This window comes from Pseudomonas sp. MF6751, from assembly GCF_016613265.1.
GTDB classification, from domain to species: Bacteria; Pseudomonadota; Gammaproteobacteria; order Pseudomonadales; family Pseudomonadaceae; genus Aquipseudomonas; species Aquipseudomonas fluorescens_BV.
The window spans coordinates 1-18,284 of the sequence record NZ_JAENSV010000041.1; the positions used below are offsets into that span (position 1 = coordinate 1).

The following is an 18,284-nucleotide window of genomic DNA, read 5'->3' on the forward strand; positions in this document are numbered from 1 at the left end:
GCAGGTGGCATCTCCAAGCTGCTGACCGCCACGGCGGCGCTGCAACTGGTGGAGCAGCAACACCTGGCGCTGGATGCGCCGATCCAGCAGACCCTGCGTGAGTTCTACGTAAGGTCCCGCTTTCACAAGGCGATTACGGCGCAATCATCCGCTACCTGCAAACCCGCATTCCCCGGGAGATGGCTCGGGACAATGTGGCGGGATTGTCGATTGCCCTGGTCAATGGCCAGGAGCTGATCTGGGCCCGCGGCTTTGGCCTGGCTGACAAAGACCTGGGGGTGCCGGTCACGCCCAATACCGCGTTTCGCGCAGGTGGCATCTCCAAGCTGCTGACCGCCACGGCGGCGCTGCAACTGGTGGAGCAGCAACACCTGGCGCTGGATGCGCCGATCCAGCAGACCCTGCGTGAGTTCTACGTAAGGTCCCGCTTTCACAGTGACCAGGCCGAGGCGGATCGAGCGATCACCTTGCGGCGCTTGCTCAGCCATCAATCCGGCTTGCCCAGCGAGCACCTGCGCGACCTGCGCAGCACCTATGCCATGGGGCAAATGCCGATGCGTGTGTCGGGTGTGTGGCTGAGCAGCCTGCCGGGCTCCCAGGTGGCGTATTCCAACCTTGGCTATGCCTTGGTGGGCGCCGCCATTGAGCGCAGCAGCGGCAAAAGCTTCGAAGCCCAGTTACAAAGCAGCCTGCTCACACCCTTGCGAATGAACCAGTCCAGTTTCCTGGGTACCGGTGCGCAAATGAGCTATCGCGCCCACGGCTACGAGGATGGCAAGGCCAGCACCGACCCCCAGGTGCGTGACCTCGCCGCCGGCGGCCTGTGGACCAGCCCCAAAGACCTCAGCCGCTACGTACGCATGCTGTTTGCCAAGGGCACCTACAAGGGCAGCCACATCCTCGGCAGCACGTCTATCGACGCCATGTTTACCCAGCAAAACACCGGCAATGCCTTGGATTTCGACTGCCAGATGGGCTTGGGCTGGTTCTTGGCGCCCTGTGGTGACGAGCCCATCGGCCCCGGTGTGCGCACCTACCAGCACAGCGGTGGCGGCGACGACTTCGTGGCCCAGTTGACCCTGCTGCCGGATCAGCAACTGGCCGTGGTCATCATGGCCAACGACAGCAACGCCGAAGACATGGTGGTGTCGCTGACCACCGACAGCCTGCGCCTGATGCTCCAGGCTCAGACCGGCAAGCCCGTATGCGCCGATGACTGCCAGGCCCCCAGCCACGGCCTCAAGCTGCGCCATGTACCGGCGGCGGTGGATCGCAAGCGCCTGGCAGGCTTCTACGCGACCGCCTGGGGCGTGTTCCGCATCAGGGATGAGCATGCGCGCTTGAGCGGCGAACTGGCCGGCTACGATTTCCAGCTATTGCGTGATGAGCAAGGCTGGCTGCGGGCGCAGAAAAAGATACTGGGTTTCTGGCGCAAGGACCTCGGCGAGTTGGGCCGCGTGCAGTTGGATGTGGTCACGGTACAAGGCCGCCAAATGCTCACCGCCCGCAGCCACGGCCAACGCATTGCCATCGGCGAGCGCATCGAGCCGCCGCCCTTGTCCGCCGCGTGGGCCAACACGGTCGGCACCTACCAGGTGCTCAGCAGCCATGAACCCGACGCGCCATTGAGTGGCATCAGCGTGCGCCAGGAGGACGGTTTCCTGGTGATTCGCGGCCAATTGCACGGCGAGCCGCTGACCGACTACATCCTGCTGCCCATCGACAACGCCCATGCGGTGCTGGCCGGCAACGGCTACGGCCTGGGCGATACCGTCAGCCGCCAGGTCAACGGCCTGAGTGCTTCGGGCTACTCGTTCAAACGCACCCATTCACCTTTGAAGCTCTAGTGGGACGGTTAGACTCGCGCCCTTCCCCATGCCAGGTATTCACATTAGAACTACTCAGCATATGCCCACGTCATCCGAAACGACGCCCCGCCCCACTCCGAATCCAGCACTTCGACTTGCCCTCCATGCCACTGGCTGACACGCTTGACCAGCGCCAGGCCCAGACCAAATCCGCCTGTGCGGCGGTCGCGGCTGGCGTCAAGGCGCAGGAAGGGTTCGAATATCTTGGTACGGCCCTCCAGCGGCACCCCAGGCCCATCGTCGTTGACCCGCACTTCGTAACCGCTGCCAAACTTGACCAGCGACACTTCCACGCGGCGATCGGCATAACGAATCGCGTTGCGCAGCAGGTTGATCACGGCCCGCGCCATAAAGCGTGGCTCGATCTGGATAACGTCCACCTCGCAGGTGCGCAACAACAACTGCACCCCTTCCGCTTCGGCCTCCAGGGCCACGCTGCCGATCACACTGTCGAGCCAACTGTGGGCCTCGATTTGCTCGCGGGTGACCTGGGTAGCGCCCGGCTCAAGGCTGGCATAGGTCAACAGCTCGGAGACCATTTCTTCCAGTTCACCGAGGTCGGCGTACATGTCGTTGATCAACGCTCGGCTTTGTCGTGGGTCACTCTGCTGCCTGAGCTGGTCCAGCTCGAATGACAGCCGCGCAATCGGCGTACGCAATTCGTGGGAGACCGCGTTGGTGAGTTCGCGCTGGTTGGCGATCAAACCTTCGATGCGCTCGGCCATCTGGTTGAAGTGCCCGGCCAGTGAACGCACGGTGGAGCGAGTCGGCAGCAAGATGCGCGAGCCCAGGTCATTGTCACCGAAACGTTGCGCTGCCAGGCGGATGTGCTCCAGGTCGCGCCAGTGTGGACGCACCCAGAAATACAGGACGATGGCCAGGCTCACGCCCAGGAAAGCGTAGGCCCAGAGGTACAACCACTTGGGTTCTTCCGGCAACCTGATTTCGAGCAGTTGCGGGCCGTCGTCGATAGGCGCAAGAAATTTCATGAAGTCTTCGCGCACCACCACCTGACCAGCCGCCAGGAGTTTCTGTTCCCGTTCGCTCAAATTCTGGGCGTCGCGCTGCACCAGTTCGAGCCGCAAGCCGTAATGCGGTTGCAGTTCGTCCAGGCGTGCCTGGCGCGCCTCTGCCTGCACGGGGCGCAACTGCTCCACCAGGGCCCACGCCGGGCCGCGCAGGGCTTCACGGTTATAGGTCTCGTTGGACTCGGGCATGTAAGCGTCCAGGCCGAAGTTGACCAACCAGATCGACCCGGCCAGACCGAGCGCGAGAATCAAATAGAGGCGCAGGTACAAGCGCAGCATCTACACCTCCCACGCGAACGGATTGAACAGGTAGCCCTTGCCCCAGATGGTCTTGATGCACACCGGCTCGCGGGGGTTGTCATTGAGTTTGCCGCGCAGTTTGCTGATGTACACGTCTACGCTGCGGTTCAGCCCATCAAAGGCAATACCGCGCATGCGATTGAGGATGTCGTCGCGAGAGAGAATCTTGCCCGCGCTGCTGGCCAGCAACCACAGCAACTCGAATTCCATGGTGGTGAGGTCAATGGTCTCGCCGCCCAGGCGGACCACCCGGCAACTGCGATCAATCGACAAGCGGCCAAATTCCAGGGCGCCGCGCACGGTGGGCTCGGGCACCTGGCGGCGCTGCAGCGCACGCAGGCGCGCCAGCAACACCGGCGGTTTGATCGGCTTGATCACGTAGTCGTCAGCACCGGACTCAAGGCCAAGGATATGGTCCAGGTCATCTTCCTTGGCGGTAAGGATCACGATGGGCGTATCCGACACGTTGCGAATCTCGCGGCAGACATGCAGCCCGCTCTGACCCGGCAGCATCAGATCGAGCACGACGATCTTCGGCTTGAAATCCAGGAACGCCACCAGCGCTTCATCGCCCCGGTACACCACCCGTACCTCGAAACCATGCTGCGACAGAAAATGCGAGACCAGCCCTGCCAGCTTTTCATCGTCCTCAACGAGCAGGACCTTGCCCAGACCCAGGTTTTCCATAAGTTCTCAGTGTGAATGCGCGGATTGAAATGGGGCCATTATAGGTGGCAAGCTGGCCGACAGAGGTGGCTGACCAGTCCCCAGCGAAGAAGCTTCATGCTTTTAAGAGTTTTTAACAAATAGCCTGCAGTTTTTAACGCCATTGACAGGGAGTTCCATGCGCAAGGATTACCTGGCGTTCTTCATTTCGCTGTTCCTTTCACGGCTGGCCGACCAGGTTCTGCTGTTTATCGTGCCACTGATCGTGTTCCAGACCACGCAAAGCGTGTCGTGGGCGGGGTTGGCGTTTTTTGTCGAGTCACTGCCGCGCTACCTGGCGTTTCCGGTGTGCGGCGCGTTGTGCGACAGGTTTTCACCGGTGCGCATCCTGCATATCAGCCAGGTGTATCGGGCCCTGGCCTGCGTGGTGGCGATGGCGCTGTATGGGCTGTTCGACGGTATCCATTGGCTGGTGATGCTGTCCGCGTTGTGCGGCGTGCTGACCACCCAAGGCATCATGGCGCGGGAAGTGGTGATGCCGCATATCTTCGGGCAGTACACCTACGCCAAGACCTTGTCCTATTCGCAAATCGCCGACCAGAGCGGGCTGGTGCTCGGGCCGTTGGTGGCGGCGCTGGTGCTGGAAGTCTGGGCGTGGCCTTGGGCGGTGCTGGGGGTGGCCGTGCTGTTTGTGCTGGCGGACCTGGCAATGCTGATCTGGCAGCGCAACACGACGGTGAACCTGGAAATACACCAACAGCGCCCGGGTATCTGGCTGCAACCATTGCGCACCGCCTTCGGCCATATCTTCAGCCGGGTGGAGTTGAAGCGCATCATCGTCCTGGCGGTCGGCGTGAACCTGATAATCGGCGTGACACTGGCCACCTCGGCTGCCATGGTCACCGGCCACTACGCAGCGGGCAAAGACGCCTATGCCCTGCTGCAAGCCGCCGGGGCGCTGGCGACCATCGCGATTCTGTTCTACCTGGCGCGCTCATCACTGAAGCTGAAGGTACTGGGCGGGTTGTCGTACTCGATGATCACCGTCGGCGCGCTGATCACCGCGCTTAGCCCCGGCGTGTGGGCCTACGCGGTGGGTTTCCTGCTGGTGACCGGTTTCGACAAGATGTTCAACGTGTACCTGCGCAGCACCCGCCAACGGGTGATCCCGGTGCAGGACTTCGGCAAGACAGTCGGCGTGATGACCTTGCTCAACAACCTGGCCCAGCCCTTGGCGGGCTTGATGATTGCCGGGCTGGCAGCGCCTTTGGGCACGCCGACGGTGATCCTGTTGCTGACCGGGATCACCGCCTTGATCGGTGTGGCCGTGGCCTCAGGCTGGCACGCCACTGTGAAAGCGGAACTCGACGTCGGGTGATTCGATCAGGTCCTGCTCGGTGGCCCGCACCCGCTCGATCACCTGGGCGATGTCCTTGGCGTCGCCGTACTGGTAAGCCAGCTTCAAGTAGCCCTGGAAGTGCCGCGCCTCGCTTTTGAGCAAGCCGAAATAGAACTTGCCGAGTTCTTCGTCCAAATGCGGCACCAGCGCTTCGAAGCGCTCGCAACTGCGCGCTTCGATAAAGGCGCCCACCACCAGGGTATCCACCAGCTTGACCGGCTCATGGCTGCGCACCACCTTGCGCAAACCCGAGGCGTAACGGCCGGCGTGCAGTTGACGCAGTTCGACCTTGCGCTTTTTCATCAGGCGCATGACCTGCTCGTGGTGCACCAACTCTTCGCGGGCCAGGCGCGACATCATGTTGATCAGGTCAACGTGGCCGTAATACTTGGCCATCAGGCTCAAGGCGGTGCTGGCGGCTTTGAATTCGCAGTTCTTGTGGTCGATCAGCAGAGTTTCCTGATCGGCCAACGCGGCCTGGACCCAGGCATCGGGGGTGCGGCAGCCGAGGAATTCATGGATTTCGGGCAGGTTCATCGGGCTCACGGGCAAAGGATCACAAAAGGGCGCCGATTATACCGACCCCGCCGCAGACCACCAGCCACCGGCCTTGATGTGTATCAACATGACGGCTGCCGGCCAGCAACTATAGTTAACCAACGCCCGCCCTTTTGGAGATCCCGACCATGCAAGCCATCCGCAGCATCCTGGTGGTCATCGAGCCCGAGCATTCGGAAAGCCTGGCCCTCAAGCGTGCCAAGCTGATTGCCAAAGTGACCGACGCGCACCTGCACCTGCTGGTCTGTGACAAGCAGCACGAGCATTCGGCGCTGCTGAGCCTGCTCAAGGAAGGCTTGCAAGAGGACGGCTACAGCGTCACCACCGAGCAGGCCTGGAACGACAGCCTGCATGAAACCATCATCGATGTGCAGCAAGCCGAAGGCTGTGGCCTGGTGATCAAACAACACTTCCCCGACAACCCCCTGAAAAAAGCCCTGCTGACCCCGGCGGACTGGAAGTTGCTGCGCTATTGCCCAACGCCGGTGTTGCTGGTCAAGACCGCCACACCCTGGGCGGGCGGCGTGATCCTGGCGGCCATAGACGTGGGCAACGCCGACGGCGAACACCGCTCGCTGCACAATTCGATCATCGACCATGGCTTTGATATCGCCAGCCTCGCCAAAGCGCAGTTGCATGTAATCAGCGCTCACCCCTCGCCCATGTTGTCGGCGGCAGACCCGACCTTTCAGCTCAAGGAAACCATCGAGGCGCGCTACCGCGAGCAATGCAAGGCCTTCCAGGCCGAGTTCGACGTGGACGACAGGCACCTGCATATCGAGGAAGGCCCGGCCGATGTGCTGATCCCACATATTGCCCATCGGTTGCAGGCGGCGGTGACCATTATCGGCACGGTGGCGCGCACGGGGATTTCCGGGGCGTTGATCGGCAATACCGCAGAAGTGGTGCTGGATGCGGTGCAAGGCGATGTGCTGGTGCTCAAGCCGCAGACGCTGATGGATCATCTGGAAGAGCTGGCGACCAAGCCCTGACACCGAACTTCAGGCAATGTGGATCAAATGTGGGAGCTGGCTTGCCTGCGATTGCGGTGGGTAAGCGGGCGCATTTGCTCCTGATACACCGCTATCGCAGGCAAGCCAGCTCCCACATTGACCTCGCCAGTCAGTTAACCCAGCGCATCTTTCAAGAAGCCCGGCGCGATATAGCGCTGGTAATGCGCCTCGGACAAGATAAAGAACTCGCGATCAATGGCATCGCGCAGTTCAGGCAGCGCCCAGTCGCGAAACTCCGGTAACAGCACCATGCCATAGGCCTCCAGGTTATTGATCACCCGGGCCCCACGGGCGATCAACTGGTAGGCCCAGCAATACTCGGACTGGTGTGGCACAAAGCGAATCTTGCGTTGCTCCAACTGCCCGCGCAGGGTCTTGGGGTCGAAAACCTCGACTTTACCGGCCATGACCTGCACCAATAGTTGCTCAAGCCTGAGCCAGACCGCGCGTTTTTCTTCTTCGTTATAGCCGTTCCACTGGATCACTTCATGGTGGAAGCGCTTGCATCCACGGCACACGAGATCGCCGTAGACCGTGGAACACAGGCCGACGCAGGGGGTCTTGATGGTTTGGTTGGGCATGGGCAGCAACACGCAAATCAGCGAAACAGTGCGCCATGTTAGCCCTTTGTCTAAGGTTGATCACCCAGCAAACTTGAGCAGGCAACTTACCTTTAGATTTTTTTTGCCGTAGAATCACCCGGCCTTGTAAGGCGCCAATAATCCGCTGGAAGCTGTTTTCAAAGCGTCACGAGCACAGTCGTTCCTTCAGAACGGTGTTGGCGCAGGTTCGACCTGGTAGGTCAGAGCCCGCGCCAACCCTCATCAGCTCCGTTCTGCAGGCGTAAAACTTTGAAAGCAGCTTCTGTAAGGAATGCCGGCAGCGCTGGCTTTGCGGCCCAAAAAGCCCCCGAGCGCATGCGTGCCGTTCATTTCTGGATGAGCGTCCCGTGGGACCACTGATGAGGGTAATAACTGTGCTTGAAGCCTACCGCAAACATATCGAAGAGCGTGCAGCACTGGGTATCGTTCCCCAGCCGCTTAACGCCGAACAAACCGCAGGCCTGGTCGAGCTGCTGAAAAATCCTCCGGCTGGCGAAGAAGAATTCCTCGTTGACCTGATCACCAACCGCATTCCACCAGGCGTTGACGAAGCCGCTTACGTCAAGGCCGGTTTCCTGTCTGCCCTGGCCAAGGGCGAAGCCACTTCCCCCCTGATCGACAAGAAGCGCGCTGTTGAACTGCTCGGCACCATGCAGGGCGGCTACAACATCGTGACGTTGGTCGAGCTGCTGGACGACGCCGAACTGGCGCCCGTCGCGGCCGCCCAACTCAAGCACACCCTGCTGATGTTCGATGCGTTCCACGACGTCGCCGAAAAAGCCCGCAACGGCAACGAGCACGCCAAAGGCGTGATCCAGTCCTGGGCTGACGGCGAGTGGTTCCGCAACCGCCCTACCCTGGCCGACAAGATCAGCCTGCGCGTCTTCAAGGTCACCGGCGAAACCAACACCGACGACCTGTCGCCGGCGCCTGACGCCTGGTCCCGCCCTGACATCCCGCTGCACGCCCTGGCCATGCTGAAAATGGCTCGCGAAGGCATCGTGCCGGACGAGCAAGGCAAGACCGGCCCGATGAAGCAGATCGAAGAAATGCGCGGCCAAGGCTTCCCGATCGCCTACGTGGGTGACGTGGTCGGTACCGGTTCGTCGCGTAAGTCGGCGACCAACTCGGTACTGTGGTTCTTCGGTGACGACGTGCCTTACGTGCCGAACAAGCGCGCCGGCGGTTTCTGCTTCGGCAGCAAGATCGCTCCGATCTTCTACAACACCATGGAAGATGCTGGCGCACTGCCAATCGAATTCGACGTCACCAACATGAACATGGGCGACGTGATCGACCTGTACCCGCATGCTGGCAAAGTCTGCAAACACGGCACCGACGAAGTCCTGACCACCTTCGAAATGAAGACCCCAGTGCTGTTGGACGAAGTCCGTGCTGGCGGCCGTATCCCGCTGATCATCGGCCGTGGCCTGACGGACAAGGCACGCGCTGAGCTGGGCCTGGGCCCGACCGACCTGTTCAAGCTGCCTGAAGCGCCTGTCGACACCGGCAAGGGCTTCACCCTGGCGCAGAAAATGGTCGGCAAGGCCTGTGGCCTGCCAGAAGGCAAAGGCGTTCGTCCAGGCACCTACTGCGAGCCGAAGATGACCACCGTGGGGTCCCAGGACACCACCGGCCCAATGACCCGTGATGAACTCAAGGACCTGGCGTGCCTGGGCTTCTCGACCGACCTGGTGATGCAGTCCTTCTGCCACACCGCGGCTTACCCGAAGCCGATCGACGTGACCACCCACCACACCCTGCCTGACTTCATCATGACCCGTGGCGGTGTATCGCTGCGTCCAGGCGACGGCATCATCCACAGCTGGCTGAACCGCATGCTGCTGCCGGACACCGTCGGTACCGGTGGCGACTCCCACACCCGTTTCCCGATGGGCATCTCGTTCCCGGCCGGTTCTGGCCTGGTCGCGTTCGCTGCAGCCACTGGCGTAATGCCACTGGACATGCCGGAATCGATTCTGGTGCGCTTCAAAGGCAAGATGAAGCCTGGCATCACCCTGCGTGACCTGGTGCATGCCATTCCTTACTACGCGATCCAGGCTGGCCTGCTGACCGTAGAAAAGAAAGGCAAGAAGAACGCCTTCTCTGGCCGCATCCTGGAAATCGAAGGCCTGAACGACCTGACGCTGGAACAGGCTTTCGAGCTGTCCGACGCCTCGGCTGAACGTTCGGCTGCCGGTTGCACCATCAAGCTGTCCAAAGAGTCCGTCACCGAGTACCTGAACTCCAACATCACCCTGCTGCGCTGGATGATCGGCGAAGGCTACGGCGATGCACGCACCCTGGAACGTCGCGCCCAAGCGATGGAAGCCTGGGTTGCCAACCCGGAGCTGATGGAAGCCGATGCCGACGCCGAATACGCCGAAATCATCGAGATCGACCTGTCGGAAATCAACGAGCCGATCCTCTGCGCGCCAAACGACCCGGACGACGCCCGTCTGCTGTCCAGCGTCGCTGGCGAGAAGATCGACGAAGTGTTCATCGGTTCGTGCATGACCAACATCGGTCACTTCCGCGCTGCCGGTAAGCTGCTGGAGCAGGTCAAGGGCCAGCTGCCAACTCGTCTGTGGCTGTCGCCGCCGACCAAGATGGACGCTCACCAACTGACCGAAGAAGGCTACTACGGCATCTACGGCAAGGCTGGCGCACGTATGGAAATGCCGGGTTGCTCGCTGTGCATGGGTAACCAGGCACGCGTTGAGCCGAACTCCACCGTCGTGTCGACCTCGACCCGTAACTTCCCGAACCGCCTGGGTGATGGTGCCAACGTCTACCTGGCATCGGCTGAGCTGGCGGCAGTCGCCTCCACTCTGGGCCGCCTGCCGACAGTCGAAGAGTACATGGGCTACGCGGCGAAACTGGACACCATGGCCAGTGACGTCTACCGCTACCTGAACTTCGACCAGATCGCCGAGTTCCGCAAGATCGCAGCAAGCGCCAACATCCCGGTGATTCAAGCTTAACGGTGTGTTGATGTGAAGAACGCCGCGTATCGCAAGGTACGCGGCGTTTTTTTATGCCTGGAATTAACCTTTACTGCCAACACAAAACAAATGTGGGAGCTGGCTGCCCTAATCCAGTGTAGGAGCGAGCTTGCTCGCGAAAAACTCACCGGCGCCGCGTTCATCCAGGAAGCACGCGTTATCGTTGACGTTCTTCGCGAGCAAGCTCGCTCCTACGCAACCAGCGAATACACCAACGCCGTAATGGCAACCAAGCCAACTGCAGTCACAAACACATTCGACGCCTGGCCACGGTACTTGGCCATGGCCGGCACCTTGCGGATGGCGTACATCGGCATCAGGAACAGAATCGACGCAATCACCGGCCCACCCAGGGTCTCGATCATGCCAAGGATGCTCGGGTTAAGCGTGGCGACGATCCAGCACACCACCAGCATGAAGGCGGCGGTCATGCGGTCCAGGGTCTTGGGTGCCGGACGACGGCCAGTCTTGACCACCAGGCCCTTGAGGCCCTCGCTGGCGCCGATGTAGTGGCCCAGGAACGACTTGGCAATCGCCACGAACGCAATCAACGGTGCGGCAAAGGCAATCGTCGGGTTATCGAAGTGGTTGGCCAGGTACGACAGGATCGACAGGTTTTGCGCTTTGGCTTCGGCCAACTGCGCGGGCGACAGGGTCAGCACGCAACTGAACACGAAGAACAGCACCATCGCCACCATCAGCAAGTGCGCGCGGGACAGGATCTGCGAACTGCGCTCCTCGGCGTGAGCCCCGTACTGGCGCTTCTGGTCCACCGCAAAGGCCGAGATGATCGGCGAATGATTGAACGAAAACACCATCACCGGAATCGCCAGCCACAGCGTATTGAGCAAGGCTGAAGGCGCGGGGACTTCACTGGCGGTGCTGAGGATGCCGCCGGTCCAGTGCGGCACCAGGTACACCGCCAGGAACAGCAAGGCCACAATAAACGGGTACACCATCAGGCTCATGGCCTTGACGATCACCTGTTCACCGCAGCGCACAACGGCGAGCAGGCCGAGGATCAATACAAACGCCAGGATCGCCCGGGGCGGCGGCAGGATGTGCAGTTGGTGCTCCATGAAGCTGCTGACGGTATTGGTCAGCGCCACGCTGTAGATCAGCAGGATCGGGAAGATCGCAAAGAAGTACAGCAAGGTGATCAGTGCACCGGCCTTGATACCGAAATGCTCTTCCACCACGTCGGTGATGTCGGAACCTTCGCGGCCGGACAGCACGAAACGGGTCAGCCCACGGTGGGCAAAGAACGTCATCGGGAAGGCCAGCACCGCCAGGATCACCAGCGGCCAGAAGCCCCCCAGGCCCGCGTTGATCGGCAAGAACAAAGTACCGGCGCCAATGGCGGTACCGAACAGCCCGAGCATCCAGGTGGTGTCCTGGCGGCTCCAGCTTGTGAGCGTTGCAGGTGTCGTTGCATAGCGTTCGTCGACGCTATTGGCCTGATCATTCATCCGGTCGGATCTCCGCATTCACACGGCCAGGACGAGTCAGAAAAACCTGACAGGCAGCGCCCTGACCTTAACAGGGGCGCGATTGTCCGGGATTCTTGTGAATAAGCAAAGACTTAGCTGAGGAACGGCAATGCAGTGCAAAGGCTGGAAGGCGGTCCATGGGCAGCTCAGTTGAGTCAACGCCAGATGCGCACCGCCTTTACCCACCTCACGAGCCCCCCCCTGCCGGCGTGGCATTGGGAGGGTCGATCACGCAAGGCCGGCGAAGCTGTGTTTAAACAAACCCAGTCGCTCAAAGTTCTCCAGTGGCAAGCCGCTGACAGAAACCCAACATCAATTAAAGTTACGCCCCTCACATATAAGAAAGTTCTTACAGACAGTTAATCAGCGCATCTGGACTGAAACTCTAATTATTGCGGGTTTTGTTGCAAGGGTTTTCCCAAGCATTGAGAGCCCCTCCTATCACGTCTATATTCCAGCCCAGCCAAAAAAACAAAGTCCTCTAAACCCACGACAGCAGAATTAAAAACCTCACTCGCCAGGAGCGACTTGATGAAAAAACACAACCTTATTTTCTCCCTGATACTTGCCACCGGAATGCTCAGCCCATTGGCCAGTCAAGCACAACCGGCAGTAGAAAACTCCGACGCAAGTGCCCTGGGCACATCCCCCCGCTGGCTGACGACAAAAGTTTATATAGAAGGCGCCCCTGATGTTGACGTCAAGGAGAAGTATCCAGGTGTCGTGGGCATTTCGATGTGGGATCCGGAGCGCAACCGCTACGAATTCTTCTATACCGACACAGGCCAATCCAAGTACGAACACGGCGGCGGCGGGTACTTCATGGTCACAGGCGACAGGAAAACCCACATCCTCGTGCCGGAGAAGGGCCCGTACAGGTCTATCGTGAGGCGGCTTGAGACATTGAACAACCGGGAGTTCACCTATTCACGGGAGGTACCTCGCGACATGGTGGCAACTAACGAAAACGTGCGCATCTATGTGGTCCATGCTCCCTACAAGGGGCCCATCAAAACAACGCCCACTCAGTAAGCAACTGGGACACTACCGTGTCAGTCAAGTTTGTTCGCATCAACAAGTTACTTAGCGCTTCCATAACACTAACAAGAAGGCACACTTATGAAAAACCCACTTAAATTACTACTCCTATCTACAGCTCTTGCGTCAGCCTTTATTTCACCCGGCACTATTGCACAAGGCAAAACACCTGCCCCCGTTAAAGAGACATTTGCCACGCCCGACAATGCGTTGCTACTTACAGTGTTCTTGAGGCACGATCAGTCACGCTCACTGAGTGAGTTGAGGGCTCAACTCCAGAAGCAGGATTTTTTCAAGTCATTCCCTCCACCGGGGGTAGAGGTTGTCAGCTGGAACATCACAATGGGCATCGGCCACATCATTGTGTTGCGCTTGCCCGCGTCCAAACTGGTGGCGCTCAACATGGCGCTGGAAAGTACCGCTTGGGGCCCTTATAAAACAGAGTTCTTTCCCAGCTACGATTACCGGGACATCTTCCAGGGGTTACAAAAGAAGGCTCAGGAAGGCAATTAATCCTCTGGCAACTACCCGGCGCCTCCTGGAACCGAGGCGCTGCTTCTGGATTGCCAAATGGGTCGGGCATAGGCCCAGGCGTCTGTTCGACCAAGCAAACATTCTTTGGGCATTCGGGTTTTAGTGTCGAAAAAATCCCGCATACTCCCAGGATCGAACGCCACCGTAAGAGCTGCGCCATGCCCGCCACTGTCCTGGTCCTAGTTGAAACCATTAACGAATACCTGCAAATCATTGAAAGCAATGACTTTCATGTGATCCTGGCGCCGACCCCCTCTGAGCGCGCCCAGGCGATCAAGGCCCATGGCGGGCAGATCAAGGCCGTGCTGACCCGCGGGCCGCTGGGGTTGTACGCCGAGGAAATTGCCGCGTTGCCACTGCTGGAGATCATCTGCGTGATCGGCGCCGGCTACGAACATGTGGACCTGCAAGCGGCCAGCAACCGCGGGATAGTGGTGACCAACGGTGCCGGCGTGAACGCGCCATCGGTGGCCGATCACGCCATGGCACTGTTGTTGTCGCTGGTGCGCGGGATTCCCCAGACCGATGCCGCCGTGCGGCGTAGCGAATGGCCGAAGGTCATGCGCCCTTCCCTGGCCGGCAAGCAATTGGGCATTATCGGGCTCGGTGCCGTGGGCATGGAGATCGCCAAGCGCGCCGCCTCAGGCTTCGGCATGGAGGTGAGCTATCACAACCGCCAACCCCGCGATGACGTGGACTACACCTACTGCTCAACGGCCGTCGAACTGGCGCGCACCTCGGACTTCCTGATCCTGGCCACCCCCGGTGGGGCCAGCACTCGCCATCTGATCGATAAACACGCGCTGGATGCCCTGGGCCCCAATGGCTACCTAGTGAACATTGGCCGCGGCAGTGTGGTGGTGACCGCCGATCTGGTGGCAGCCCTGGAGCAACGACGTATCGGCGGCGCCGCGCTGGATGTATTCGACGACGAACCCAAAGTACCCGACGCCCTCAAACGCCTGAGCAATACCGTCCTGACCTCCCATGTGGCCGGCCTGTCACCGGAGGCAGCCCATGACACCGTGCAGCGGGTGGCCGACAACCTGGTCGAATACTTCGCCGGTCGTCCGGTGCTCACGCCGGTCGCGCTGCCAGCGCCCGCAAAATGACCAATCAGGCACGCTGATCACCCTTCAACACGCTAACCTATTAAACCGCCCCGACCTTGTCGCTGGGCGACTATGCGCATTAGATTAGGAAATAGTCCAAGGCCTTTAGAATAAGCAGAAGGGATAAGCATGGCGCTGAACGACCAATCGACCCAGATTCGCCCAGGCGAAGAACTTGATGCCAGCCTGATCGATCCCTACCTCAAAGCTCACATTCCGGGCCTGAGCGGTACCGTCAAAATCAGCCAGTTCCCTGGTGGCGCGTCGAACCTGACTTACCTGCTGGAATACCCCGACCAGGAATTTGTGCTGCGTCGCCCGCCGTTTGGTCACAAGGCCAAGTCTGCCCACGACATGGGCCGCGAATACCGCATTCTCAACCAGCTCAAAGATGGCTTCCCGTACTGCCCCAAGGCTTATGTGCACTGCACCGATGAATCGGTGATCGGCGCCGAGTTCTATGTGATGGAGCGCGTCAACGGCATCATCCTGCGTTCCGATCTGCCGGCTGAGCTGGGCCTGGACGCTACCCGCACCGAAGCCTTGTGCAAGAGCTTTATCGACAAGTTCGTCGAACTGCACCAGGTCGACTACCACGCCTGCGGCCTGGCCGACCTGGGCAAGCCCGAAGGCTACGTGGAGCGGCAGATTCGCGGCTGGGGCGAGCGCTATGAAAAAGCCCTGACGCCCGATGCGCCAAAATGGGAGGCGGTACGCGCCTGGCTCAACGACAAGATGCCTGCCGACCACCCCACCTCCAGCATCGTGCACAACGACTACCGCTTCGACAACGTGATCCTCGACCCGCACAACCCGATGCAGATCATCGGGGTGCTGGACTGGGAGCTGACCACCCTGGGCGACCCGCTGATGGACCTGGGCAACACCCTCGCCTACTGGATCGAGGCCGCGGACCCGGCGCCGGTGCAATTGATGCGCCGCCAGCCGAGCAACGCCCCTGGCATGCTCACCCGCCGCCAGTTTGTCGACTACTACGCCGAGCGCTCCGGCATCCAGATCGACAATTTCGATTTCTATTACACCTACGGCCTGTTCCGTCTGGCCGGGATTGTGCAGCAGATCTACTACCGCTTCTTCCATGGCCAAACCCAGGACAAACGCTTCGCGCAGTTCATCCACATGAACAAACTGCTGGAGCAGATGAGCCTGAATGTCATCGGCAAATCAGCGCTCTGAGTGCAACTACAAGGAACCCTCATGTCCAAGACCAACCTGTTCGACCTCGATGGCAAGATTGCGTTTGTTTCCGGCGCCAGCCGTGGCATCGGTGAAGCCATCGCCAAGTTGCTGGCCCAGCAAGGCGCCCATGTGATTGTCTCCAGCCGCAAGCTGGAGGGTTGCCAGCACGTGGCCGATGCGATCATCGCCGAGGGCGGCAAAGCCACGGCCATCGCCTGCCATATTGGTGAAATGGAGCAGATCACCCAGGTGTTCGCCGGCATTCGTGAACAGTTCGGCCGCCTGGATATCCTGGTCAACAACGCCGCTACCAACCCGCAGTTCTGCAACGTACTGGACACCGACCTGGGCGCATTCCAGAAGACCGTTGACGTGAATATCCGTGGTTACTTCTTCATGTCGGTGGAAGCCGGCAAGCTGATGCGCGAGAACGGCGGCGGCAGCATCATCAACGTGGCCTCGATCAACGGCATCTCGCCGGGCGTGTTCCAGGGCATCTACTCGGTGACCAAGGCCGCCGTGATCAACATGACCAAGGTATTCGCCAAGGAGTGCGCGGCGTTCGGTATCCGTTGCAACGCGCTGCTGCCGGGCCTGACCGATACCAAGTTCGCCTCGGCACTGGTCAAGAACGATTCGATCCTGAAAGTTGCCCTGGCGCAGATCCCGCTCAAGCGTGTGGCCGACCCCAGCGAAATGGCTGGCGCGGTGTTGTACCTGGCCAGTGACGCATCGAGCTACACCACGGGCGTTTCGCTCAACGTGGACGGTGGCTTCTTGTCCTGAAGCCGCCGGCACTGTCGGTGGCGAACGGGCTCGCCTGTTTGTCACCGCGCACGTACAGCGCTCATGTCGATCTTAAATAGCACCAGTTTGCCATCTGGCAGGGTCGCACCAATGACCTTGAAAAGCCGTTGACGTGCCAGTGCATCCGCAACCTGCTGCCCGGCACCTGGATCGTGACTGTCCAGTTTGCTCAGGACCCGTGTGACCCAGCCATCCTCCATCTGGAAGTGCTGATTGACCCTGGCCATGCTGACGTGGCCGGATTTGGCATGTTTGACTTCAAGCACATAGACATCGCCCGCCGGCCCCATGAATACCAGATCGAAGCCATTCTGGCTGCCGCCGTAGGTCCCACCGGGAATGATTCGATAGCCATCATTTTTAAGTAACTCACGGTACATTTGCTCATTGGCCGCCCCACGCTGCCTGGTCTGCTTAATGTCCAACGCCCTCCATTGATCAAAAAAATCCTGCTCATCCCCGCGCCTGCCGCGATAGGGATAATGAAGCTGATCATTGACGGCAACGGCCTCTAGATTGAACGTTCCCTCACGACGGGCCGCCACGGTGGCCATGCCTTGAAACGCATCAAACTGCACAACACCCGGTGGTAGTGCGACGCCCTCAGCCCTGGCGTGCATCCCGAGCAACAGGCGCTCATACGGGTAGCCATGGGTCCAGATGTGTGCATCAATCATGCGATCTCGCTGCTGCACGGGCGCGTTGCGGATACGCGGGTTATCGAATGCAATCATCTGCCGCGCATATTGGCGCATATAGCAGTACGTCTGCTTGTCCACGGTCGACATCAAGCCCTGGCTCATATCACTGGTAACACCGGAGTAGCCCAGCGATTTTCGGGCGGCGTTAATGATTGCGCCGATGCTGTCCAGGCGCATTTCGGGCACCCACGATGCCCGGCTGCCGCCAGTATCCAGGTAAATACCCGGCGCGCTGTTGGAACCATTCGGGATCAGTTGGTATTTATTTCTCGTGCTATCAAGCTCGACGCGAACCAGCACGCTCCCCACCTCCAAATAGGCGACGGCCGGGTCACCAGAGAGCTGAATCATCCCGTCTTCGCTGATGGAGCCGCGAGGCTGCAACACACCATTCGCATTCTGCATGTAGAGCCTGTTATCGCCTGCCTTGTAGTGGTCCAACGAAAACAGTTCATCACCGTAGTAGTTTTGCCCGCCAATGACGTACTGTTTTTTCCCCGGGATAGGAGTCCCCGTCGCTGCACCAGCACCTCGCGCATCGTAGAGCTGCAGATCCCACTGCGGATCTCGCGGCCCGGGTGTTGGCATCGTCACTGGCGTGACTATCGGAACACTGGAATGCGCTGCGGTCGTCACGTTTGCCCAGGTTGAAGTATTCCCAACCCTCTGTACCACAGCTGAGCCGGCAGCCAGTTGATGCGCCAAGCGCGTGTGATAAGTACCACTGGCCGGCTGATGGATCACTTGCACCGTTTGCCCGGTATCCAGATTGACGTAACTGCGGCCGTTCACATCATGCATACCCTCGGCATTGACGGCTCCAAGCGTATCGCCTGTCACCCATACAGCCGTTGGCGGTGGCGGCCCAGGCAGATCCAAAGCACTTATTTGCGGGACCCCAAGCAAACCACCATTGCGGTATCGCGTGCGCTGTGCGCCTTGATACGCCGGTTGAGTGGTACT

Annotated in this window: 16 protein-coding genes; 10 read left to right on the forward strand and 6 right to left on the reverse strand. The window is 60.0% G+C overall.

Annotated features, from left to right (window positions below):
* Together JJD66_RS22910 and JJD66_RS22915 are read left to right on the forward strand one after the other, a co-directional pair.
* The coding region (locus JJD66_RS22910) for a serine hydrolase (RefSeq protein ID WP_200649110.1) at window positions 1-237 on the forward strand (237 nt) is incomplete at its 5' end.
* The gene (locus JJD66_RS22915) at window positions 180-1,847 is read left to right on the forward strand and encodes a serine hydrolase domain-containing protein (protein ID WP_200649111.1); all 1,668 of its coding nucleotides are present in this window, start codon (window positions 180-182) and stop codon (window positions 1,845-1,847) included. The genes JJD66_RS22910 and JJD66_RS22915, both read left to right, overlap by 58 nt.
* Window positions 1,848-1,897: 50 nt before the next feature.
* Here the strand turns inward: JJD66_RS22915 and JJD66_RS22920 are convergent, their stop codons facing one another.
* Together JJD66_RS22920 and JJD66_RS22925 are read right to left on the reverse strand one after the other, a co-directional pair.
* Window positions 1,898-3,175 carry an ATP-binding protein gene (locus JJD66_RS22920; protein WP_198716212.1) on the reverse strand — a complete coding sequence of 426 codons (1,278 nt, stop codon included), beginning with the start codon at window positions 3,173-3,175 and terminating at the stop codon, window positions 1,898-1,900.
* Window positions 3,176-3,883: a winged helix-turn-helix domain-containing protein gene (locus tag JJD66_RS22925; protein ID WP_054921321.1), complete on the reverse strand. Its 708-nt coding sequence runs from the start codon at window positions 3,881-3,883 to the stop codon at window positions 3,176-3,178.
* Between the two features lie 157 nt (window positions 3,884-4,040).
* Between JJD66_RS22925 and JJD66_RS22930 the strand changes: the two genes are divergently transcribed.
* Window positions 4,041-5,240: an MFS transporter gene (locus JJD66_RS22930; RefSeq protein WP_200649112.1), complete on the forward strand. Its 1,200-nt coding sequence runs from the start codon at window positions 4,041-4,043 to the stop codon at window positions 5,238-5,240.
* On the opposite strand, the gene JJD66_RS22935 is transcribed toward JJD66_RS22930, so the two are convergent.
* On the reverse strand, window positions 5,196-5,798 hold the full coding sequence (locus JJD66_RS22935) for a tRNA-(ms[2]io[6]A)-hydroxylase (RefSeq protein WP_032892116.1): 603 nt from the start codon (window positions 5,796-5,798) through the stop codon (window positions 5,196-5,198). The two genes, JJD66_RS22930 and JJD66_RS22935, sit on opposite strands and share 45 nt — an antisense overlap.
* A gap of 149 nt (window positions 5,799-5,947) precedes the next feature.
* Between JJD66_RS22935 and JJD66_RS22940 the strand changes: the two genes are divergently transcribed.
* The gene (locus JJD66_RS22940) at window positions 5,948-6,811 is read left to right on the forward strand and encodes a universal stress protein (protein WP_198716214.1); all 864 of its coding nucleotides are present in this window, start codon (window positions 5,948-5,950) and stop codon (window positions 6,809-6,811) included.
* A gap of 134 nt (window positions 6,812-6,945) precedes the next feature.
* On the opposite strand, the gene JJD66_RS22945 is transcribed toward JJD66_RS22940, so the two are convergent.
* On the reverse strand, window positions 6,946-7,413 hold the full coding sequence (locus JJD66_RS22945) for a DUF1289 domain-containing protein (protein ID WP_003190830.1): 468 nt from the start codon (window positions 7,411-7,413) through the stop codon (window positions 6,946-6,948).
* 395 nt (window positions 7,414-7,808) lie between these two features.
* Here JJD66_RS22945 and acnB point away from each other — a divergent pair, with 395 nt between their 5' ends.
* Complete coding sequence (gene acnB / locus JJD66_RS22950; protein WP_003190828.1) at window positions 7,809-10,418, forward strand: bifunctional aconitate hydratase 2/2-methylisocitrate dehydratase; 2,610 nt, start codon at window positions 7,809-7,811, stop codon at window positions 10,416-10,418.
* A gap of 212 nt (window positions 10,419-10,630) precedes the next feature.
* Here acnB and JJD66_RS22955 read toward each other — a convergent pair whose 3' ends face one another.
* On the reverse strand, window positions 10,631-11,908 hold the full coding sequence (locus JJD66_RS22955) for a serine/threonine transporter (protein WP_105227001.1): 1,278 nt from the start codon (window positions 11,906-11,908) through the stop codon (window positions 10,631-10,633).
* A 552-nt stretch (window positions 11,909-12,460) separates the two neighbouring features.
* Between JJD66_RS22955 and JJD66_RS22960 the strand changes: the two genes are divergently transcribed.
* The 5 genes from JJD66_RS22960 to JJD66_RS22980 all read left to right on the forward strand — a co-directional run bounded on the left by JJD66_RS22960 (window position 12,461) and on the right by JJD66_RS22980 (window position 16,599).
* Window positions 12,461-12,961, forward strand: coding sequence for a DUF4822 domain-containing protein (locus JJD66_RS22960; RefSeq protein ID WP_200649113.1), 501 nt, complete (start codon window positions 12,461-12,463; stop codon window positions 12,959-12,961).
* Between the two features lie 87 nt (window positions 12,962-13,048).
* Window positions 13,049-13,480 (forward strand): hypothetical protein, encoded by a 432-nt coding sequence (locus tag JJD66_RS22965; protein WP_200649114.1) that lies wholly within the window; start codon window positions 13,049-13,051, stop codon window positions 13,478-13,480.
* 179 nt (window positions 13,481-13,659) lie between these two features.
* A complete protein-coding gene (locus tag JJD66_RS22970) occupies window positions 13,660-14,613 on the forward strand; it encodes a 2-hydroxyacid dehydrogenase (protein WP_200649115.1) in 954 nt (317 codons plus the stop codon).
* A 129-nt stretch (window positions 14,614-14,742) separates the two neighbouring features.
* A complete protein-coding gene (locus JJD66_RS22975; RefSeq protein ID WP_200649116.1) occupies window positions 14,743-15,810 on the forward strand; it encodes a phosphotransferase family protein in 1,068 nt (355 codons plus the stop codon).
* Window positions 15,811-15,831: 21 nt separating this feature from the next.
* Entirely contained in the window at window positions 15,832-16,599 is a 768-nt protein-coding gene (locus JJD66_RS22980; protein ID WP_034126013.1) for an SDR family oxidoreductase, read from the forward strand.
* Between the two features lie 41 nt (window positions 16,600-16,640).
* Here the strand turns inward: JJD66_RS22980 and JJD66_RS22985 are convergent, their stop codons facing one another.
* Window positions 16,641-18,122: a hypothetical protein gene (locus JJD66_RS22985; RefSeq protein WP_234452305.1), complete on the reverse strand. Its 1,482-nt coding sequence runs from the start codon at window positions 18,120-18,122 to the stop codon at window positions 16,641-16,643.
* Window positions 18,123-18,284: the final 162 nt, after the last annotated feature.